The sequence below is a fragment of the Aliivibrio sp. 1S128 genome (assembly GCF_001691065.1).
Classification (GTDB): Bacteria; Pseudomonadota; Gammaproteobacteria; order Enterobacterales; family Vibrionaceae; genus Aliivibrio.
Map to the genome: position 1 here is coordinate 37,842 of NZ_MAJV01000091.1, position 21,714 is coordinate 59,555.

The 21,714-nt window shown below is 39.6% G+C and carries 16 protein-coding genes; 4 read left to right on the forward strand and 12 right to left on the reverse strand.

Features of this window, described 5'->3' with window-relative positions; all coding sequences use genetic code 11:
* Positions 1 to 47: 47 nt before the first annotated feature.
* Positions 48 to 833, forward strand: a complete 786-nt coding sequence (locus A6E03_RS10420) for an MlaA family lipoprotein (protein WP_065600819.1) — start codon at positions 48 to 50, stop codon at positions 831 to 833.
* A 69-nt stretch (positions 834 to 902) separates the two neighbouring features.
* Here A6E03_RS10420 and A6E03_RS10425 read toward each other — a convergent pair whose 3' ends face one another.
* From A6E03_RS10425 to A6E03_RS10470, 10 genes are all read right to left on the reverse strand, one after another.
* Positions 903 to 1,502: a DUF2238 domain-containing protein gene (locus tag A6E03_RS10425; RefSeq protein ID WP_065600820.1), complete on the reverse strand. Its 600-nt coding sequence runs from the start codon at positions 1,500 to 1,502 to the stop codon at positions 903 to 905.
* Between the two features lie 253 nt (positions 1,503 to 1,755).
* Complete coding sequence (locus A6E03_RS10430; RefSeq protein ID WP_065593769.1) at positions 1,756 to 2,682, reverse strand: N(4)-(beta-N-acetylglucosaminyl)-L-asparaginase; 927 nt, start codon at positions 2,680 to 2,682, stop codon at positions 1,756 to 1,758.
* Between the two features lie 36 nt (positions 2,683 to 2,718).
* Positions 2,719 to 4,092: a leucyl aminopeptidase family protein gene (locus A6E03_RS10435; RefSeq protein ID WP_065600821.1), complete on the reverse strand. Its 1,374-nt coding sequence runs from the start codon at positions 4,090 to 4,092 to the stop codon at positions 2,719 to 2,721.
* 16 nt (positions 4,093 to 4,108) lie between these two features.
* Positions 4,109 to 5,101 (reverse strand): ABC transporter ATP-binding protein, encoded by a 993-nt coding sequence (locus tag A6E03_RS10440; protein ID WP_065600822.1) that lies wholly within the window; start codon positions 5,099 to 5,101, stop codon positions 4,109 to 4,111.
* On the reverse strand, positions 5,098 to 6,081 hold the full coding sequence (locus A6E03_RS10445; protein ID WP_065600823.1) for an ABC transporter ATP-binding protein: 984 nt from the start codon (positions 6,079 to 6,081) through the stop codon (positions 5,098 to 5,100). The genes A6E03_RS10440 and A6E03_RS10445 overlap by 4 nt, the downstream gene beginning before the upstream one ends.
* Positions 6,081 to 7,103, reverse strand: a complete 1,023-nt coding sequence (locus tag A6E03_RS10450) for an ABC transporter permease (protein WP_065600824.1) — start codon at positions 7,101 to 7,103, stop codon at positions 6,081 to 6,083. The genes A6E03_RS10445 and A6E03_RS10450 overlap by 1 nt, the downstream gene beginning before the upstream one ends.
* A gap of 1 nt (position 7,104) precedes the next feature.
* Positions 7,105 to 8,091, reverse strand: a complete 987-nt coding sequence (locus A6E03_RS10455) for an ABC transporter permease (RefSeq protein WP_065600825.1) — start codon at positions 8,089 to 8,091, stop codon at positions 7,105 to 7,107.
* A gap of 107 nt (positions 8,092 to 8,198) precedes the next feature.
* The gene (locus tag A6E03_RS10460; RefSeq protein WP_065600826.1) at positions 8,199 to 9,866 is read right to left on the reverse strand and encodes an ABC transporter substrate-binding protein; all 1,668 of its coding nucleotides are present in this window, start codon (positions 9,864 to 9,866) and stop codon (positions 8,199 to 8,201) included.
* A gap of 403 nt (positions 9,867 to 10,269) precedes the next feature.
* On the reverse strand, positions 10,270 to 11,568 hold the full coding sequence (locus A6E03_RS10465; RefSeq protein WP_065600827.1) for an outer membrane protein transport protein: 1,299 nt from the start codon (positions 11,566 to 11,568) through the stop codon (positions 10,270 to 10,272).
* Between the two features lie 454 nt (positions 11,569 to 12,022).
* Positions 12,023 to 13,249, reverse strand: coding sequence for an outer membrane protein transport protein (locus A6E03_RS10470; protein WP_065593761.1), 1,227 nt, complete (start codon positions 13,247 to 13,249; stop codon positions 12,023 to 12,025).
* A gap of 889 nt (positions 13,250 to 14,138) precedes the next feature.
* On the opposite strand from A6E03_RS10470, the gene fadI reads away from it, so the two are divergent.
* Entirely contained in the window at positions 14,139 to 15,467 is a 1,329-nt protein-coding gene (fadI, locus tag A6E03_RS10475; RefSeq protein ID WP_065593760.1) for an acetyl-CoA C-acyltransferase FadI, read from the forward strand.
* Positions 15,467 to 17,566 (forward strand): fatty acid oxidation complex subunit alpha FadJ, encoded by a 2,100-nt coding sequence (gene fadJ, locus A6E03_RS10480; protein WP_065600828.1) that lies wholly within the window; start codon positions 15,467 to 15,469, stop codon positions 17,564 to 17,566. Before fadI ends, fadJ begins: the two co-directional genes overlap by 1 nt.
* 112 nt (positions 17,567 to 17,678) lie before the next feature.
* Here fadJ and A6E03_RS10485 read toward each other — a convergent pair whose 3' ends face one another.
* Positions 17,679 to 20,456 (reverse strand): insulinase family protein, encoded by a 2,778-nt coding sequence (locus A6E03_RS10485; RefSeq protein ID WP_065600829.1) that lies wholly within the window; start codon positions 20,454 to 20,456, stop codon positions 17,679 to 17,681.
* A gap of 167 nt (positions 20,457 to 20,623) precedes the next feature.
* Here A6E03_RS10485 and sixA point away from each other — a divergent pair, with 167 nt between their 5' ends.
* Entirely contained in the window at positions 20,624 to 21,094 is a 471-nt protein-coding gene (gene sixA, locus A6E03_RS10490) for a phosphohistidine phosphatase SixA (RefSeq protein WP_065593757.1), read from the forward strand.
* Between the two features lie 76 nt (positions 21,095 to 21,170).
* Here the strand turns inward: sixA and smrB are convergent, their stop codons facing one another.
* A complete protein-coding gene (gene smrB, locus A6E03_RS10495; RefSeq protein WP_065593756.1) occupies positions 21,171 to 21,704 on the reverse strand; it encodes an endonuclease SmrB in 534 nt (177 codons plus the stop codon).
* Between the last annotated feature and the right edge of the window lie 10 nt (positions 21,705 to 21,714).

Consider the following 21,714-nt stretch of genomic DNA (forward strand, 5'->3'; position numbering starts at 1 on the left):
TACATATAAACTATAATAATATTAATAAAAGCTAGGCAAGGTGTATTGTGCTTAAAAGAATATGGATATCTTGTTCATTATTGTTTTTTATTGCAGGGTGTTCTCAAACCCCAAAGCAAGACAATGATGAATTAGAAACAACCGAAGTCGTAGTGGTTGAATATGATGACTCTCATCATGGGGATCCCTTAGAGGGATTTAACCGTACCATGTGGGATCTTAACTACGATATATTAGACCCCTATTTAGTGCGTCCAGTTTCTGTTACTTATGTCGATTACACACCCACGCCGGTTCGGATGGGTATCGCCAATTTCTTAGCTAATTTAGATGAACCATCAAGCATGATAAATAATCTGTTGATGGGTAATGGTGAAGTCGCATTGGTGCATTTTAATCGCTTTTGGTTAAACACAACGCTAGGTTTAGTCGGTTTAATTGATATTGCCAGTGCGGCGGACATCAATAAACCAGACAGTAAATCTTTTGGTGATGCACTTGGTCATTATGGTGTCGGTAATGGGCCTTACTTTATGTTACCTGGATATGGACCATGGACATTGCGTGAAGCAGGGGACTTTGTTGATGGGCTTTACATGCCGTTATCTTATTTAAACTTTTGGCAAGGTTTAGGGAAGTGGGGTTTAGAGGGCATGGAATCTCGCGTTCAGCTTATCTCGCAAGAACCTATGTTAGAAGCATCACCTGATCCATACGTATTAACGCGTGATGTGTATTTACAACGCCAAGATTTTAAAGCAGAAGTTGAACCCGAAGTAGACTTAGAAGCTGAAGGCGATCTTGATGATTATCTCGATGAAATAGACGAATAATATGATATTTTCAGGTTTCAGGAGTGACTATTCTCCTGAAACCTGAAACCTGAAACCTGAAACCTGAAACTAGTTACTTTTACGTTGGGTTACCATCAATAATAAAGCGACTAACGCCCCTGAGGTATCACACAACATATCTTTTTGAGCATCCCAAATATCCCCTTGTGAGCCTAAAAAGGCAATCCCTTCTTCACCACCAGCAACTGCCGCATACCACCATTCAATGATTTCATAGCCGGCAGCCACACTCATTAGGGTAAATAAACCAAATGCCATCGCGAGTGGTGCAGAGCACTTCTTGGTTTTAATTAGGTATTCCGCAATAGGATAAGCATAAAAACCAATAGAGAAATGAGCGACGCGATCAAAATTATTACGCTCAGATCCAATTAAGTCATTAAACCAATCAAAAGGTACATCGGCAAACGTATATTTAGATCCCATGGTATGCAAAATTAGCCAGATAAACATTAATGCATACGCCGTTTTACTAAACTTAAAACGTGTGCTCATATATAAAATACCGGCTAGAATAAATAATGCAGGTAAGATTTCTGCAATCCAAACGACTCTTGATACAGGGCTAAAAGCAGAGAAAAGGAAAACACACGAATACAGTGAAGTGAGAGTCGCGAGGAAAGGTTGTGTTCTAAGTGATGAAAACATAGTAAGTCCCTTAGATAAGCTCAATAAAATACGGTATATGCTATCAGAGTAAATATGAAAACCGATGGTCTTAATAAGTAAGAATGGATAAATACTTAGTTAGATTTATATTAGATCTTATCATGTAAAAAACACAGTAAAAACGTTTAACGCCGTTACATGATATTTTAATCGAGCAATTCAAGTGTGGTCACATAAGAAAAGCCAGAGATGATCTCTCTGGCTTTGTAAAATAGCAGCGTATAATTCGATTTTATTTTGTCATAATAACTTCGGCTTGGCGTTCTTCAGGTTTATCCATGCCGGATTCCCAGAACCAATAAGTGATATTTCCCGGGCAATTTAAGCTGACTACCTTATGATTGCCTTTATTATCAATCGCATGAATGGTAACCCCTTCGGTGTAGCCATCTTTGAGGTAAGTTAGATCATTAATCGCTTCATACACCGCTTCGTCTAATGACATTCCCATTTTCATATACAGGATAACAGAGTGAGCAGTAGCGCAACGGATGCTCATTTCACCAGTATGAGTACAAGCACAAGCCCCATAACGGCTATCCGCGTAAGATCCTGCGCCAATAATTGGGCTATCACCTAAACGTCCTGGGTATTTCCAAGCCCAACCAGAAGTTGATGTTGCCGCACTGATTTTACTTTGATGATCCGATGATAAAAATACCGTCGTATCACGAACACGTTCAGGGTCGGTAGCATTATTAGATAGTGGTGCTAAAGGGACGTTAGGGAACGCTTTTTGCTCTTCTTCTGTCATGGCAAGTGCGAGTTTTTCCCACCATACTTGCTTAGAATCTTCAATTAAGTTGTCACCGGCAACGGCATTTACTTCATTCGCAAAAATAGCCGCACCTTCACCAACCAAAATTTCATGATTTAGCTTTTGCATTACTTGGTAAGCAACATCAACAGGATGCATATACCCTTTCAACGCACCAACAGCCCCCGTTCGTAAACTGTCACCATCCATAACAGAGGCGTCTAATTCCATTTCCCCAAGTACGTTAGGCCAACCACCGTAACCTACAGTACGAACTCTAGGGTCTAACTCTACAATTTTAATGCCTTCAATCAGCGATAATAAGCCATCTTCTTGTGCTTGTAGACGGCGAGCTGATTCTTCAATTCCAGGGAATGCTTCGGAGTTAGCGAGTAAGATCATATAGTGAATACCTTATTATATTTATGATAAAGAGAATTATTGTTGAGCAATATGCTGACAAATTTGAGAAAGTAACAGCACTCCAAATCCACTGGTTGCACAAGGGTGAATATGACGGTGAGTCATCCCTAATGACATAGACGCTGAATCAATATGAATCCATTTTTGCGTCGGTGCGACAAAGTGCTCTAAGAACGTTGCTGCCACACAAGCGCTGCCATCGGGCTCTTCGCTACCATGACGTAAATCTGCAAAATCACTTTTTAATGCAACTTCATATAATCCACCGGTTGGCATTTGCCATAACGCTTCAGCACATGATTTTCCGGCTTCTTTGGCGATAGTCATTAATGAGTCATCATTTCCCATTAATGACGCATATTCTTTGCCTAATGCAATTCCGGTTGCACCAGTTAAGGTTGCAATATCAATAAGATAGTCTGGATTGTAAGTGTCTTGTGCATAATGAAGAACATCAGCTAACACCATACGACCTTCTGCATCTGTAGTAATAATCTCAACACTGGTGTTTGAAAGCATAGTTACGACATCGCCAGGTTTAACGGCATTGCCTGAAGGCATATTTTCAACTAAACCACACAAACCAATCACTCTTATTGGTAGCTTTTGTTCAGCAATGGCATTAAGGGCACCCACAACCGCAGCTGCACCACCCATATCTACTTTCATCGTACTCATATAGCGAGGTTGCTTAATACTGATACCACCAGAATCAAACGTAACCCCTTTACCGACAAGAACTACCGTTGATAGGGGGTCTTTAGGATGATAATCCAAGCATAAAAGTCGAGCGTCTTTATCACTGCCTTGAGCTATCCCCATTAAGCCGCCAAAACCTTGGGTTAACATGTCTTCCCCAGAAAGAGAGGAAAGAGAAACATTATTAATGGCAAGATCTTCAACAGCGTGAACAAAACTTTCAGGGTAAAGGACATTCCCCGGTTTATTCATTAACTCGCGTGAGATTAATTGGCTTTTTGCTAAAGATTGACCTTGTGAAAAAGCAGATAAAAGAGAAGATGATGAACTATTCAACGCAAATATAGCCAATGTAGGAGCTAATTTTGGACTGTTATTGTGCTTATAGCGATAAACCGAAAGTGATAAGCCAAAAGAAAGCCATTTCATCCAAATCTCGGATTGGAACAGAGATAACACATCGTCATTTAAGAAGAGATTTAATTCTGTTGCCGTTTTAAATGTCGTCGCAATAAGGTGCCCGATATCTTGAATGTTAGCAATGGTGTACGTACTTAGAGTAATGAGTCCATCGCACTCTAAAGTATCACGGTCAATTTCAAGATCTTTAGTTGAACCACAATTTATCTGTATGTTTTTAACAATGCGATGTTCAGAATCAGTCGTGCGTATGAATGTAAAATGTTGCATGGAAAATCCTTTTTAATTATTCGTATAAATAACAACGTACAAAATGATTGTCTGACAGTGTCGTTACGCCAGGCATACGTTCTTTACATTTTTCTGTTACGTGAGTACAACGCCCCGCAAATGGACAACCTACTGATTCTGGTGTCCAAAGTGGTATTTCCCCTTTATTGCCTTTCAATTTGGTATGAATCGATTTACTTGGATTGGGTACTGCTGAAACTAATAATTGAGTATATGGGTGCTGAGGATCATGAATAATATCGTCTGTATCGCCCCATTCAACCATGTGTCCTACATACATAACGGCGAGGTCTTCTGCGATATAACGAGCAGTCGCTATGTCGTGAGTGATGTAAAGTAGAGACATTTCTTTCTCAAACTTCATCTCTTCCATTAGGTTAAGAACACCAGCTCGGATAGACACATCCAACATTGATGTGGGTTCATCAGCCAATACCACCTCTGCACCAACTGCGATATTACGAGCTAAATTGACACGTTGACGTTGGCCACCTGAGAGTTGGTGGGGAAATTTAGCCGCGGTCTCTTTTGGTGGGATTAAGCCCACTTGTTCTAGAAGATCATGAACACGATCCTCTAGTTCTTTTTGATTACCCGGAGTCACTTTCTTATGAATAATAAGTGGTCGGGCAATATGATGAAAAATATTATGAGTTGGGTTCAAAGAGCCGAATGGGTCTTGCCATACCATTTGCACGCCTTCACGATATTTCATGAGATCATTTTTCTTAACGATCTCTTGAATATCACGGCCTTTGTATTGGATAAGGCCGTCTGTTGGTGCGTACATTTTTGCGATCATTTTTGCTGTGGTGGACTTGCCAGAACCTGATTCACCAACAACAGCAAGACCACGACTCTTGTACATTTTGAATGACACGTCGTTGATTGCACGCATCATTGGATTTTTAAGTGTGTGACTGCTAACAGGGAAATCTTTAACGAGATTTTTACCTTCAATCAATAGTTTGCCAAGTTTGTTGCTCATAATGATTCCGAATACTGAGGTTGAGTATATAAGTGACAATTTGAAAAGTGGCCAGCTTCAATTTCACATATCTGTGTCGCTTGTTTAAAACATATATCTTGAGTTTTGGTACAACGAGATTGAAAGCGACAACCTTGTGGGATTTCTAATAAATTAAGAGGGTTCCCAGGGATCCCGGTTAATTTGGTTTTTGGTCCCGTTAACGGTGGGAATGAGCTTCCCAATCCTTTCGTATATGGATGGTAAGGTGAGGTAAGGATCTCTTTTGACGAAGCCACTTCAATCAATTCACCTGAATACATGATCCCTATGCGATCTGAGAACTCAACCATTAATGATAAATCGTGCGTAATGAAGAGAATGGAAAAACCAAACTCCTCTTTAAGCGCATAAATCTTCTGTAAAATTTCACGTTGAACAACAACATCCAGTGCGGTTGTTGGTTCATCCATGATGATCATTTTAGGATTTAGCGCCAATGCAATAGCAATAACCAAGCGTTGACGCATACCACCAGAGAACTGGTGAGGGTAATCGCTTAAACGACTCGGGTGAATATCAACGATTTCTAATAAACCTTGAGCACGAACAACCGCTTGCTCGCGGGTCATGGTGGTGTGGCGCATGATCACATCACAGAACTGCTCTTCCATAGGAAGTACAGGATTCAATGCGTTCATGGCACTTTGGAATACCATGGACATTTTACTCCAGCGGAAAGCCTGCATTTGAGGATCGCTGTATTTTAAAATGTCTTGTCCATCAAATATAACTTCACCACCAGTGATGAATGCAGGCGGCTTATGCAGGCGCATTAAAGAGAATGCAATGGTTGATTTACCACATCCTGATTCACCCGCCAAACCAAAGACTTCACCTTTACCGATGTCAAAACTCACATTGTTTACAGCACGTACATCACCTGATTCAGTAATGTAATCCACACATAGATTGCGGATAGAAATTTGTGGGTCAGTCATTATTGTATTCCTCTCTCAATATGCGGTGGAAAAGCAGTTTCAGGGGCTGCTGAATGAGCTTGGTTTACCGCTTTTTCCCAACGACGCATTCCTTTGTGAGATCTAAGTTGAGGGTTTGCGATTTCATCAACCGCAAAGTTTAATAAAGATAAACCAAGAGCAATGAAGATAAGAGCCAAACATGGCGTTAAAATTTCCCACCATGCGCCGATCAGCATAGAAGAAGAGGTTTGTACGTTATATAGCATTACGCCCCAACTAATGGCATTAGGGTCACCTAATCCAAGGAAAGATAAGCTGGCTTCGGTCATGATGGCGAGTAATACACAGCCAATAAAACTGGCCCCTACAATTGAAATTAAGTTCGGTAAGATTTCGACAGAAATGATGCGCCAAGAAGACTCACCTAATAGTTCAGCCGCACGAATGAATTCCTTTTCACGTAGAGATAAAGTTTGTGCTCTTACGACTCGAGCTCCCCATGCCCAGGAGGTAATTGCAATAACAATGGCAATGGTTGTTGGGCCTGCTTGCCCAATAAAAGCGGCAATAATAAACAGTAAAGGAAGCTGAGGAACCACAAGCATAATATTCATCGCTGCGGTTAGAACTTCATCGACGCGCCCCCCAAAATACCCCGCAGACACCCCAATAAATGTTGCCAAAAGACACACTAAGATCCCTGCACCAAAGCCAACAGCCAAAGAGGTGCGAGTGCCATAAACAAACTGAGACCAAATATCACGGCCCATACGAGAAGTGCCTAATACGTGATCCGCTTTTTCTGACATCATTAAGGTACGTTTGTTGGTTGCAAGGTGTGTTGCAATCCAACCATCTGGATTGTTTTGTGCCGCTTTTACAACAAAAGAAGGGTATTCATGTGGATTTCCCGCCCCAACATCCGGTGCATGCTTTGTTAATAGTGGCGCGAAAATCGCGATAAAAACAAAGGCCAATAAAATACAGAGTCCAAACAGAGCTTTAGGATTGCGGGTAAGTAATGCAAATAAAGATTTCATTTTATTTTTCTCCATTACGTAAACGAGGGTCTAAAAAGACAATGAAGATGTCGGCCATAAAATTAAAGAACAACATGAATAGAGTCATAAGAAGCAATTGCCCTTGTAATACTTGGTAGTCTCGGGCATGAATTGCATTTAATAAAACGGTGCCTAATCCTGGGTAGTTAAAGATCATTTCAATAATTAATTGACCACTGATTGCGGTACCAAGTGCCATCGATAATGCAGTAACACTTGGTAGCATGGCATTACGTGCTGCGTAATTGAAAACAACGCGATTCTCAGTCAGACCTTTGGCTTTTGCCATGGTAATAAAATCTTCATTAAGAAGGTTTATCATGTTGTTACGCATGCTGATTAAGAATCCACCAATTTGAGTGATGGTGGCACAAAAAAGAGGAAGAGCTGCGTGGTAAAGTACATCTTTATAAAATGCCCAACTAGACCAGTCAGGAGTATCGCCAGAAGTATAAGCATTACCCGAAGGGAACCACTCTAAACCAACCGCAAAGATAAACATGACCAACATGGCAACCACCACGGATGGAATGGACTGCACTACAAGCATCGCTGGCGAAACTATTGTGTCGTAACGGCTACCGCGTCGCCAAGCAGCAAAAATACCAAGAACAGAACCAATGCAGAATGAAAGAATAACGGCAGTTCCAGTTAAAAATAGTGACCAACCAATGGCTCCACCCAGTAAATCCGTTACGGATATTGGGTAGAATTTAATAGAGGTACCCCAGTTCCAAGTGAAAATATTAGACAAGTAAGTAAAGTATTGTTCATATAAAGGGGCATCGACGAAGCCTAATAATTTTCTCATTGCATCAATACGTTCAGGACTTACATAAGTCATGGCGTTAGCAAACATCATAGTGACTGGGTCACCCGGCATTGCCCGAGGTAAAATAAAATTTAGCGTTGCAGCAAAAATTAAGGCTAGAAAGTAGAAGAAAAGTCGACGTACGAAAAAGCTCATAACCTATTCCTATTAAAAGTAATGAAAATAAACTTGAGAGCAGCATGAAATGGTGAAATCTTCATGCTGCTAGGTGTGTTTTAACGCAGTGTTACTTGAGGTTTAAGTTATGTTCTAGGCTTTAAATCAAGAACATGAAGTAAGCGCTCAGGAACACCAGCCCATGACAATGGTCGGCCTTTTGGATTTTCAGCATTCCACCATCCAGTAAAACGACTTTCATTAAATTGATAAACATCTACGCCAGACATAACAGGAACCGTTACTTGATTTTCAGCAATAATTTGTTGAATTTGATGAGCAATATTTTGTTGCTCTTCAATGCTTGCGGTTTTGTAGAATTTATCTAATAGCGTATCTAATTGAGTGTCTTTGAAGAAATGCATCGCAAATCGTGGCATGTTTCCGCCAGCTTGATTACGCGAGTGGTATGCACTGTTCCAATAAGGATGAGGATCGGCACCGTTAAAGTAATTGGTGTAGGCTACATCATAAGTCCCAGAGACCATCGCTTTGTTATAGACAGCAAAGTCAGCGGTACGGGCTGTTGCGTTAATTCCAGCGGCGCGAAGTTGTTCTACACCAAGTTGTACGGTGTTATTGAAATCAGTCCAACCGTTAGGGGATTGAACCTCTAGTAAAATAGGCTTACCTGTTGGTGTTTCAACGAATCCATCACCATCAATGTCTTTAAACCCTGATTCCTCAAGTAATGCTTTTGCACCTGCCACATTGTAGGTGTTGTAGCCCTTGTATTTGTTGTAAATGTCTTTATCTGCCCAGAACTTAAATACTTCACCAAGACCTGATGCGTAGTCATTCACAACGCCATTACCATAAAAAGCGATATCAATGATTTTTTGTCGGTCAATAGACATAGAGAAAGCACGGCGGAAATCAACGCTGTTAATCGCTTCATGGTTCCCCGGTTTTGGCGATTTAAAGTTCAACATAAATGCTTGTGCACTCGCGGCAGGGTACCAATATTTATGGTGTTTATTTCTAGCGACGTAAGTGCTATCAATGTCTGGGATAAAGGCAGCAGACCAATCAAGTTCAGATTTAATAATGCGACTTAATAGTTGGTCATTATTCGCAATTTGTGGCACACGTAAACAGTCCACTTCTAAATTATCGTTATCCCAGTAGTGTGGGTTTCGACATTGAACATAAAGCTGAGGAGTAAAAGTGTCTATTTCAGTAAAAGGGCCAGAACCAACAGGATTTTCATTAGTGAAGCTTTCAGGGTTTTTAATGTCTTTCCAAATATGCTTAGGAACGACAGGAATGTTGGCTATTTCATAAGGTAAATTTGAATGTGCTTCGGTTAAATCAAAAATAACGTTATTACCTTCTTGGCGAACATTTTTCAGCCAACGGTTAATACCACGGGGATCTAATTCTGGTTTTGCTTTTATTAATTCAAAAGAATAAACAACATCTTCAGCGGTGAACGGTTTTCCATCCGACCACTTTACGCCTTCACGTATTTCGTAAGTAACCTGAGTTAAGTCTTCTGACATGTAGTAGTTTTTTGCCAGACGCATTACCGGTTTATTACCATGCATTTGATTAAAAATAACCAAAGGTTCGTAAACAAAATCGGTTGTTGTACGTAAATTTGTTGATAAGTACGGGTTAAAGTTACGAATAAGCACGGGATAGAAATCGGAGACAATAGTGAGCTGATTTTTTTCTTCTGCGAACGCACTCTGAGAAGATAATGCAGCGAGTATAACTAACGCGAGTCGAGATGACTTAGCTTTTAAAGACATAAAGCTTCCTTACTTAATGATTAATGCAATAAACCATAGTCATGGAATTAACTTTCATGAAAAGGTGAGTTCGTCGTTTTATTTTGAATGTAAATAAGTGTTTTTTAGAATTAAATAATAGTTAAGATGTTGATAAATAATATTAAATTCTCTACCGATTATTTATTGGTATGCTGTAGTTAACGGACAGTGTAGTCTGCATTAGAGTTAATTAAGAGTGGATAAAAGGCACATTTACTAGACATCCGTATCCAAGAGAATTATTTGTGACATGCGTAAAAAATAGGCGAGATGTTTATATTTTACTCAATAAGCATTGAGAGAAAGCGTAGGCTCTTTTTAGAGATAAAAAAATGGCGCTCATCATAAGATGAGCGCCATTCTGTTTGGTTCTATGTATTTATTAGAAGCGGTAGTTCGCTTGAACACCAACTAGCCATACATTACCAGTGGTTTCGCCTTCAAATTCACCGCCAAATAGTGAAGATGAAGTATCATCTTCATGCATTTTTGCATCTTTAGCGAAGATGTAAGTAAAGCCAGCATCAAGAGTTAAATTATCAGACCATGCATAACCTGCACCCATGCTTAACCATAAGCGGTCAGTTTCTGGGATTGTTGCTGTACGGTGCTCTTCACTTACCGCAGAAGTATCATATGCAACACCAGTACGTAGCGTTACTTTTTGATTAAGGGTGTAAGTACCGCCAAATGCTAGACGGTAATTATCTTCCCAGTTTTCATGTTTTATCGTATCTGTTGGACGATTTGGCATTTCAGCATCTAGTTTTTCAAAGCTGCTCCAATCAGTCCAGTTAAAGCTAGCATGAATAGCAACTTTATCATTTAGTTGGTGGAAACTAGCTAACTCTGCCGTTGCAGGTAATGCTAAAGCCATCGAACCCTTGCTATAAAAATCATTTAAGAAACCGGGACCAATTTCATTAAAAGCAAACCCTTCTGCATGACCTTCAAGGTTTAATTTCACTTCAGATTTATAGCTAAAACCAATGCGGTTAGCATCATTAATTTGCCAAGCTGTACCTACTTGCCATCCCCAAGCCTCATCTGTGCCTTCCATGTACTTTAATGTTGTGCCCTTAGGTGCTTTTCCAAGAGGACCTAGATTTGTTTCATTTGGTGTTGTTGCACCAAAGCTACCTTCTGCGATCACATAACGAACACCACCACCAACGCTAAATTGTTGGTTGATTTGGTAAGCCATGTTTACGTTAATTTCTTTGGTAATTACGCTCGCTTCATTACCATGGTTTGTACCTGTGAAGTCAGCTCCTAGATCTGTTTCCATGCCGTAATTAGTACCAACCGCAAAACCAACTGCTAGCTGTTCATTCACACGATAAGAAACGTATAAGTTAGGGATAAATGCATCGTGTGCAAAGTCTTCAGATTTTGTTGAAGTTGCGCTCATGCTCGATTGACCCTCAACATCAATGTTTGGGTTTACATAAATACCACCAACCGAAACTTGAGTCCCTTCTAAGTACGTTAGCATTGCCACGTTGCGCCATTGTGCGTCAGCACCATCAGCGATAGCAGCTTCACCTGCGTATGCGCGGCCTAAACCTGTTGCTGAGTACTCTGCCAATTGGAAGCCTGCTGCCATAGAATTTGTGCTTGCTACTGAGCCTAATAGACCAAGTGCGATGGCAAGAGATAGGCGATTTTTATTATTGTTCATTGAATTTTCCATATTGGTACAAGTGTACGCTGAAATTGGTGGTAATAAGTAGGAGTGGATAATACGTTTTAGAGTAAAAACTTCAAACAAAAAATTGATTTATTCGAGTTTTAAGTGCTTTTTTCTGAAAAAAAGGTCATTTTTAGGTGATATTTCTGTACTCATCTGGTCGGATGTGTTAATTGGGCGCACAGCTGTAGGTTTGAATTTTAATTGAGGGTATATGTGTACGCTGAAATTGTGGTGGAAGCAGGACTAGTTTTTAGGGGCTAGGAAGAGCAGGGTTCAGATCGCTTCGCTTGCAGGGTTCAGGGGGATTGCTTTGGGCTTTTAGCTCTTACTCGTCCCTAATCTCTAGTCCCTCGAAGCGAAGCGTTCTAAAGACTGTTTCTTAAAGATCAAAAAAGGCCAGCGTATGCTGACCTTTTTGTATTTACACTTTTAAGAGTAAATCTTAGAAGCTGTAGCTGTACTGAACACCTGCAAGAATTGCATCTGCGTGTGTAGTTGCTGTTAGGGTTTGAAGCGATGATTCTTCAACTTTAACATCATCACCCATTAGGTAAGTGAAGCCGAAATCAACCGTGTGTTTTTTCTCAAAGTGGTAGCTGAAACCAGCAGAGAACCACTGACGATCTGAATCAGGTACAGAAATCGATGTTAATTCGTCTTGAGCTGCTGTGTCGTACATGTAACCTGCACGTAATGTCCATGCATCATTTAAGAAGTATGTACCACCAATCGCGTAGTGCATGCCATTCTGCCAGTCATATGTACTTTCACTTAAGCCACTTGGGTTATTGGTGAATTTGATTTGATCGAAATCACTCCAACCAATGTATTGAACAGAGTAATGTACCGCAAACTTAGTGTCTTTGATCTCATGGTAACCAGAGAATTCAATCATATCAGGTAGTGGTAATGTTACTTTTTGATTGCCGTCTTCCGCTTCAATTTCTGGGCTATAGTGGTATGAGAAACCGAAACGGTTACGTTCATCTAATTCGTAGACAGTACCAAGATTGAATCCAAGACCTGTACCTGTAGCATCAATATCAACTAATGTTGCAGCTGTTGCTATATCGCCAGTGACTGGGTTTTTAACTGATACTTGACGTTTTAAAGTGCCGGCACCATAAATAATATCTAACCCACCACCAACGCTCCATTGTTCGTTAATACGGTATGATGTAGTTAGAGCAAAGTTAACACTTTTAATCTCAGTGGTTCCACCTAGAGCACTTGCACCAATTGTTGTATGACTTGTACCAAAATCATTTTCAAAATTATTTTCTGTACCGAAATTGGAATAAATGCCAGCACCGAATGCCCATTTGTCATTTAAACGATGGATATAGTAAATATTAGGAACTGGTGTGCCACTGCCATTATTTGCATCATCAATGTCTTGAGCGCCATATTTGATATCACTAACTTCGATGTCAGTATCAATGTAGTTTAAGCCAGCTGAAAACTGTGATGAATCAAAAAGAGCCATAGCGGCGGCGTTACGTGACATTACAGATGCGTTATCAGCGATTACTGCATCACCAGCAAATGCGCGGCCTAGGCCTGTTGCTGATTGTGCGTTTAGTTGGAAACCGGCAGCGGTAGCTTGTTGTGTTGCAAGAGTGATGGTAGCTGCTAACAGTGTTTTTGAAAACAAGCGTTTCTTATTCATAATTATTATATTCCATATATTGTTATTTCCTTTCAATTTCTATGACTGAAAAGATTTATTTTAGTTGAGACTGAAATCTCGATGACGAGATAATAACGATCAGATCATAGACGACAAATCCGACCACTGCTAAAAAAGCATTAAAATTCGTGATCTGGTCGTGATTTGTATATAACAGACTAGCTATCTTGTATTTATAGAGCTTAAACTCTAATTTATCATTTGATTGCTGTTGTTTTCATTTTGTGTAACTATTTGTTTTTTATAATAAATATTTATCATATTGTTTAATTTAGAGCTTAAGCTCTAAATTGTATTCAGATAAGGTTAAATTGATGATTAATCATGGGTTTTGAGCGTAATTTTGGTTGGAATGTTAATGAGTAGTAAGCGGTATTTATTTTGTGATTAATGCCTGGTTGGTTGATGGGGCTGATGAATAAGTAGTAAAAGAACATAAAATTGATCTATTTCAATAAATTAATTCTGAGACGCGTTATAGTTGATCTCGTTATCTGGTTGAGTAATCAACCCGTTGAGCAAGATAACATTTCCTTTTGAAGGCTGACTTTACTTTCTCCTTATCAGGTGAAACTGATTTTACAATTGGCTATATCGTTAATTGTTTTTTATTCTGACCACATCGATTGATGTGGTTTTTTTTTATCAAAATAGTTTGCAGATTACATCCTCGCTTTTTCTATTCAGCTTATGTTCATTCTCTATTTCATCACTTTTTCATTATTTTCATCGATAGATAATTATTTTTTAGTGATTAATAATTCTTTGCTCACATTTCTACTATAACCCACTTTATATAATTAACAACTTAGTTACAATTCAGGTCTGACCACTTAAAGTACGATTTGGTATTACGCAAGGAGATGCGATGTCAAACGCTAAATTTTCAAAGGCCTATCAACCATTAACGACACGACAAGGTGATCGAATTGCGGTTGTTTCAGGTATTCGGACCCCATTTGCTAAACAATCAACCGCTTTTATCTCTACGCCTGCGGTAGATTTAGGAAAGCTTGCGGTTAAGGCATTAATGGATAAAACGGACATTGATCCTAAGTTGATTGATCAAGTTGTCTTTGGGCAAGTAGTGCAAATGCCAGAAGCGCCAAACATTGCGCGTGAAATTGTCTTAGGTACAGGAATGAACATCGGTACGGATGCGTATAGTGTAACTCGTGCCTGTGCGACCAGTTTTCAAACAACGGCAAACGTGGTTGAAAGTATCATGGCGGGAAGCATTGATATCGGTATTGCTGGCGGGGCTGATTCATCTTCTGTTCTGCCTATTGGGGTATCAAAAAAAATGGCAGCAACTCTGCTTGCCCTCAGTAAAACAAAAACCATGAGTCAAAAGCTCTCTCTTCTTCGTACTTTATCGATGAAAGACATTGCGCCAGTTCCTCCTGCGGTAGCGGAATACTCGACAGGAATTTCAATGGGACAAACCGCAGAGCAAATGGCAAAAAGTCACGGCATTACGCGTGAAGAGCAAGATGCATTAGCGCACCGTTCGCATTCGTTAGCGGCTAAAGCATGGCAAGATGGATTGATACAAGATGAGGTCATGACCGCTTTCCCTGAGCCCTATAAAATGTGGCTAGATCAGGATAATAATATTCGTCATGATTCTGAACTGGCAAGCTATGCCAAGCTACGTCCTGCCTTTGATCGAAAATACGGCTCAGTGACTGCTGCCAACAGTACGCCATTAACCGATGGGGGTGCTGCAATATTATTGATGAGCGAAAAACGTGCGAAAGAATTAGGCTATGAGCCATTAGGTTATATTCGATCTTTTGCTTTTAGTGCAATAGATGTTCATAACGATATGTTAATGGGGCCATCTTATGCTACGCCAATGGCGCTCGATAAAGCGGGGATTTCCTTATCAGACCTTACTCTTATTGATATGCATGAAGCGTTTGCAGCACAAACCTTATCGAACGTAAAAATGTTTGCATCGAATAAATTTGCGAAAGAATGTTTAGGACGTGATAAAGCCATTGGTGAGATTGATATGGATAAATTCAACGTCCTTGGTGGATCTATTGCTTATGGTCATCCTTTTGCCGCGACGGGAGCAAGAATGATCATTCAAACATTACGAGAGCTAAAACGTCGTGGTGGTGGATTTGGGCTAAATACAGCGTGTGCCGCTGGTGGTCTAGGTGCGGCAATGGTATTGGAGGTTGAATAATGATCGTAGAAAAAGAAAATAACTCGATTGAGCTTGTTGAAAATACCAGTGCATTTGTCTGGCATAAAAATGATGATGGCATTGCCTGGCTGACGATTAATGTTCTCGATGAAAAAATGAATACGTTAAAAGCAGAGTTCGCAGAGCAAGTATCTCAAGTATTAGATGAAATTGAAGCGCAGAAAAAAGAGATCAAAGGCTTGGTTATTCAATCTGGTAAGCCTGATAATTTTATTGCCGGTGCAGATATCAGCATGATAGCCAATTGCCAAAGTTCAGCAGAGGCTCAAGCATTGGCTGAAAAAGGCCAGCAATTGTTTCAACGAATTGAAGATCTACCATTTGCCACGGTTGCCGCTATTCATGGTCCTTGCCTAGGTGGTGGATTGGAGTTGGCGTTAGCGTGTGATTATCGTATCTGTAGTGATGACAATAAAACCAAATTAGGTTTACCTGAAGTACAGTTAGGTTTACTTCCAGGATCTGGTGGAACACAACGACTGCCTCGATTAATCGGTTTGCTTGCAAGCTTAGATATTATTTTGACTGGCAAGCAATTAAGGCCTAAAAAAGCCCTAAAGCTAGGCGTTGTTAATGCATCAGTACCACAAACTATTTTATCTCGAACTGCCGCGGAGTTTGCGCTAAAGAAAAAATCAAAAACAAAATTAGCCGCGAAAGAATGGGCAGTATCAAGAAACCCCATTGGTCGTAATGTGATTTTTTCTCAGGCTGCAAAACAAGCCCAGAAAAAAGCGCGTGGTAACTATCCGGCCATTGCAGCGATTTTAGATAGCATTGAACATGGATTAGAAAAAGGCATTAAAAAAGGATTACAGCGAGAAGCCGAGCAGTTCGGCAAACTTGCCATGACACCAGAATCCGCCGCATTACGATCGCTATTTTTTGCTATGACAGAGATGAAGAAAGAAAAAGGCAGTGATGCTGAACCTAAGATTATTCATCGAGTCGGTGTACTAGGTGGTGGATTAATGGGGGGCGGTATTGCTCATGTCTCTATTGCTAAGGCTAAAAAGAACGTCACGATAAAAGACATCAGTAACGATGGGCTACTAAACGCTTACCAATATCATTATCAGCGTCTAGATAAATTAAGAAAACGTCGAATAATCAGTAAAGCTAAATTACAGCAACAAATGCTGCAATTAACGGGCGTGACTGATTTTAATGGGTTTAAAAAATTAGATGTTGTGATTGAGGCTGTTTTTGAAGATCTCACTTTAAAACAAGAGATGGTGAAAGCAGTACAAGAACAAGGAAAAGAAGACGTTATTTTTGCTACGAATACCTCTTCACTGCCAATAGGTCAAATAGCCGAAGGGGCTCAAAAGCCTGAAAGCATTATTGGTCTGCACTATTTTAGCCCGGTAGAAAAAATGCCGTTGGTCGAAGTGATCCCTCATGAAACCACCAGTGATGAAACGATTTCTACCGTGGTTTCTTTAGCTAAGCAACAAGGTAAAACGCCTATTGTTGTTAAAGATTGCGCTGGTTTTTATGTTAATCGAATTTTAGCGCCATATATGAATGAAGCCGCTCGACTATTGTTAGCAGGTGAACCCATCGAAGTGATTGATGAAGCGTTATTAGATTTTGGTTTCCCTGTTGGTCCTATTTCCTTATTGGACGAAGTTGGGGTCGATATTGGTGCTAAGATCATGCCGATATTAGAAGCTGAATTAGGCGATAGATTTCGTAGCCCTGATGTATTTAAAACCTTAATAGACGATAAACGATTAGGTAAGAAAACTAAGCGTGGTTTCTATGTCTATAAAGGGAAGAAAAAAGAGCCCGATCAAGAAGTCTATTCGTTACTAAACATTAAACCTCAATCGCAACTAACTAAAGATGAAATAGCGATGCGTTGCGTATTACCTATGTTATCTGAAGCAAAACGTTGTTTGGATGAAGGCATTATTCGCTCAGAAAGAGATGGGGATATTGGCGCTATTTTTGGGATTGGTTTCCCTCCTTTCTTAGGAGGGCCATTTGCTTACATGGAAATGTTAGGTGAAGAAAAATTAGCGACGTTAATGCGGAAATATGCTGATAAATACGGAGATCGTTTTTCATTGTAAAAAGTGGCTTGATTTTTAATGAGTGACATAAAAAAGCCATCATAATTTAAGGATTATGATGGCTTTTAAGTTTTTATAACATCGACTTAATGACACGGGTATAAATAAAATGTTATCCGAGATTCACATCTTTTGCTCTAAGTTGAAATTCATCAATAGAGTCAATGTCTAACCCGACATCAAGGCGATCATATTGTTGGTGCTCAGTTCCTTGGCAATGCATGATTAATCGATTTGCGGTTCTAGGTTTCAATATTCCCACCACAAAACGTAGCATTTGAGTACGAGTTAAACCTTTAAGATCTTCGGTTACTCGTTCTTTATGATCAAAATTAAGATCTTTATTACCGATACAGGCCCAAAAACGCTGTGCTCGGCCACGTAAATTGGTGTCTGGATCTGATATTTGATCAATTAAGCCTTGTTTACTGCTCTGCCATTGGGCTTCATTTAACTCTAATAGCACCATATAAAAAGCATTTAAAAATTCATCAATTGAATCTAATAAAATAGCAGGAGGTGCCATTGGAGATTGTACGTATAAGATTAATCCGGGATGTTTATTTAGTGGGAGGTTTCCTGTTCCCACCATATAACCAAGTTGTTGCTTTGTTCGTATTTCGTGAAAGAAAGACGCCGACATTAAATGGTTTGCTAAGGTATACAAAGCAAAACTCTGAGGGTCTTCTTTTGGTGATTGGTAATAAACCAGTAAGGCTGAATCTGAGTGGTCACAAAACAACTCTCGTTGGAATGTACCTGAATTACCTAACATAATGAGAGGGCGGAAAGATTCCTCATACGTTTGATTTTGCATGCGTAATGCATTTTTCAGAGAATCTCCTAAATCAATCGCTTGCTCTTTTGACCAATCACCATAAACAAACATCTCAACATGTAATTCAGCAAACATTGATTGAACAAAGCTAGGCAGTTCGTCTACCTCAATACTTTCTAATGCTTCAAGAAGGACAGGATAAGGGGGGTTATTTGGCTGTAAAATTCCTGATAAGGCATTAAATAGCTGCGATATTGGACGTTCTTTTGAAGCGTTATTCCAATGTCTAATTAGTTGATTTTTAATGAACTCAAATCGCTCAGTCTTGAATTCTCGAGTCATAAAGCGAGTTAAAATGACATCAAGTAACAATGGTTGTTTTTGACTGAATCCCGATAGCGTTAATGTTACACCACCTTGATGACAATAAAGGTTATACCCCATTCCTGCAATTTCTGCTTGGTAGGTTTGTTCACTTAACGCATCCATAAGCATTTCCACACATAGACGCGTCTTTACTATTTTTCTAGGGTCAGATATCGAATGTGGGCTATCGATAGCAATGTAAACCATTCCTTTAGGTACGTGAAATTCTTCTTCCTGCTTATGCCACAAGCGAAATCCAGGTAAGTCTTCAACTAAGATTGGAAATTCGGTAACCCCTTCTAGTTCTTGAGGTTCGAGATCGTAACAAATGTATGGGTTTTTTTCTGGTAACTGTAATTCAGGGTGTAACTCTTTCGTATTCCAAGCCGTGATTTGTGTAGGGCTAAGAGGCTGAACAGAATAAGGGGTTTGATACCATTTATCTTCACGATCATACTCTAAGTCTTGCGCGACTAAAGTGACTCGCATTTGCTCTGGAGTGAATAAATCTAATAAATCATGAATTTGTTGTTCATGATAACCGTCCATCATGTAATCAGCGTACATGACATCTTCAGCATTGAAGCGTTGTAAATTCATTACTAAATGGCTAACTAAATCTAAAGGTTTACTTTTTTCTTGGAAGCGAAAAGCAGATTCTAAAACGGCTTTTTTCTCACTGTAGCGCCATTCATCAAGCCCTTGTTGCTTAATTAATTCAATATATTGGAAAGTGAGAGTGATAATTTCATCGGTCTTATCTATCCCTTTTTCCGTTAAATTATATGAAAGTGTGAACTCTCTGAAATTACTGCCACTGACACCGCCCCCAGCGGTTAATGAATTAATATAACCTAACTTTTTTAGGTATAGCATTAGGCTGCCATCACCTTCATAACCCAATAGATGACCAAGATAATTTAAAGGTTTAGTTTTATAGAGACGGTCTTGATTTGGTAAGTGAAAAGCTAAGCTCAGCTTACGTACTTCTTTTAATGGCTCAACATTTATCCAGCAGCCTTGCTCTTTATCGGTGACATAGGGAACATCAACGACTTTATGACCAAGGTTTTGATTTGGAATAGAACCAAAAGATTGAGTTGCAAGCAGTTCTAACTCACAAAGAGGGCGATTACCAAGAACAACAGCCGTCATTAAATCGGCTGAATAATGTTGTTGATAAAACGCGAGCATCTCATCTCGGATAGAAGAATGTTCTGTATCTGCAAGTGTATCAAGGCTGCCAACCGAAAATTTTGAAAAAGGATGGGCTTGATTGACGGTTTCTTTATGAACTTGATAAATTCGACGAACATCGTCTTTCAGTTTTAATTTATATTCTGAATCTACCGCTTTTCTTTCTTTATCTACGGCTTCTTCATTAAATAGAGAAGCGTAAAAAAATTGTCCAAATCGGTCTAAACCTTCCTCAAAAGCATGGTGAGAAATTTCAAAAAAGAAAGTGGTATTTTCGGTTCCAGTCCATGCGTTATTTGAACCGCCTTGTTGATTAATAAAAGAGTGAAATTCACCGATTTTTGGGTATTTTTCAGTACCAAGAAACAACATGTGTTCTAAGAAATGAGCAAGTCCTGGTCGATGTTCAGGATCATCAAAATGACCAACATTTACCGAAAGAGCAGCAGAAGAGCGAGGCGCTGCATCATCTTGAATAAGTAATATTGGCAGCTTGTTATCGAGTTCAATGAATCGATATTTTTTTTTATCATTTGGGCTGATATGCACAGGGTGCTCCTGTTTGAAGGCATAGAGGGGTGGTGTTTTCACCCTTATTTTTATATTTATTTTTTTAATTATGGCGCTGAACCCACAGAGTAGCAAACTCTCTCTTTCCTCTTTTTGGTTTTGCTTGCTACTATTGTGAGGTTAGTAATGATTTTGAGAATGAATAAATGAAAGTATTCATAATGCGTCACGGTGAAGCAGAAGCGTATGCCGCTTCTGATGAAGAACGTAATTTAACCCCACATGGTGAGAGTCAATCAGCAAAAATTGCTCAATGGTTGATGGCGGCGCATGGTGTTACGTTTGATTATGTTTTGGTGAGTCCCTATATTCGAGCTCAACAAACGTGGAATACAATCAAACCGATTTTGAATGTAGCAGATGCTAAGGTTGAGATTTCTGATGAAATAACCCCTTATGGTGATTCGGATGACGTTATCGAATATGTAAAGGCATTAGGCAGCGTAAAAGAGGTTGAGAATATTCTCATTGTTTCACACCTTCCGTTGGTTGGGTATTTAACGGCTGATTTTGTTCCGGGTATTATGCCTCCGATGTTTCCTACTTCAGCTATTTCTTGTGTTGAATTCTCTCATACTACAGGGAAAAGTAACTTTTTGTGGTTGCAGCAACCATAGGTAAAGCGATTGGAAAAGTAATACTCAATAAAAAAGATCCCCAAGTTTTGTGTACTTGTCGGGATCTTTTTTGTTTTTATCGATCGGGGATAGAAAGTAGAACTAAAATGGCTCCAGCACCACCAAACTCTAAAGGCGCTTGATGAAAAGCCATCACATCTGGATGTTGAGCTAACCAAAGAGGCACTTTCTTTTTAAGAATATGCTTTCCGATGCCATGCATTATACTGGCACAAGAGACGTTCTCTTTTAGGCAATAGGCGATCATGGAACCTAATTCTCGCTTTGCCTCATCTTGCTTCATACCATGCATATCTAAAAAGACATCAGGCACATATACACCACGTCTGAGACGTTTTACTTCATATTTTGATACGCCATCACGGGCATAACGAACAGGGCCTTCTTCATCTAAAAGAGGGACAAATTCGTCAGAAAAGAAAAACTCTTCATTTTTCCCTTCTTTTAATGATTTTCTTTGCTTTTGTTGTTCGCTAAAGTTCTTACTCGGTTGATGGATTATGGTATCCTGTTGCAACTTTTTAGAGCCTTGTACTGCTTCACGGAACAGCGAAAGTTCGTCATCTGATAGGTGGTCGTTTTTGCTCATTTTTAAATTC

What these genes read in the sequence shown, in the direction of transcription:
- A6E03_RS10425 (WP_065600820.1), bottom strand. Translation starts at nt 1,502, where the DNA reads ATGTTTTCATCACTTAGAACACAACCTTTCCTCGCGACTCTCACTTCA.
- A6E03_RS10430 (WP_065593769.1), bottom strand. Translation starts at nt 2,682, where the DNA reads ATGATCTTACTCGCTAACTCCGAAGCATTCCCTGGAATTGAAGAATCA.
- A6E03_RS10435 (WP_065600821.1), bottom strand. Translation starts at nt 4,092, where the DNA reads ATGCAACATTTTACATTCATACGCACGACTGATTCTGAACATCGCATT.
- A6E03_RS10440 (WP_065600822.1), bottom strand. Translation starts at nt 5,101, where the DNA reads ATGAGCAACAAACTTGGCAAACTATTGATTGAAGGTAAAAATCTCGTT.
- A6E03_RS10445 (WP_065600823.1), bottom strand. Translation starts at nt 6,081, where the DNA reads ATGACTGACCCACAAATTTCTATCCGCAATCTATGTGTGGATTACATT.
- A6E03_RS10450 (WP_065600824.1), bottom strand. Translation starts at nt 7,103, where the DNA reads ATGAAATCTTTATTTGCATTACTTACCCGCAATCCTAAAGCTCTGTTT.
- A6E03_RS10455 (WP_065600825.1), bottom strand. Translation starts at nt 8,091, where the DNA reads ATGAGCTTTTTCGTACGTCGACTTTTCTTCTACTTTCTAGCCTTAATT.
- A6E03_RS10460 (WP_065600826.1), bottom strand. Translation starts at nt 9,866, where the DNA reads ATGTCTTTAAAAGCTAAGTCATCTCGACTCGCGTTAGTTATACTCGCT.
- A6E03_RS10465 (WP_065600827.1), bottom strand. Translation starts at nt 11,568, where the DNA reads ATGAACAATAATAAAAATCGCCTATCTCTTGCCATCGCACTTGGTCTA.
- A6E03_RS10470 (WP_065593761.1), bottom strand. Translation starts at nt 13,249, where the DNA reads ATGAATAAGAAACGCTTGTTTTCAAAAACACTGTTAGCAGCTACCATC.
- fadI (WP_065593760.1), top strand. Translation starts at nt 14,139, where the DNA reads ATGTCAAACGCTAAATTTTCAAAGGCCTATCAACCATTAACGACACGA.
- fadJ (WP_065600828.1), top strand. Translation starts at nt 15,467, where the DNA reads ATGATCGTAGAAAAAGAAAATAACTCGATTGAGCTTGTTGAAAATACC.
- sixA (WP_065593757.1), top strand. Translation starts at nt 20,624, where the DNA reads ATGAAAGTATTCATAATGCGTCACGGTGAAGCAGAAGCGTATGCCGCT.
- smrB (WP_065593756.1), bottom strand. Translation starts at nt 21,704, where the DNA reads ATGAGCAAAAACGACCACCTATCAGATGACGAACTTTCGCTGTTCCGT.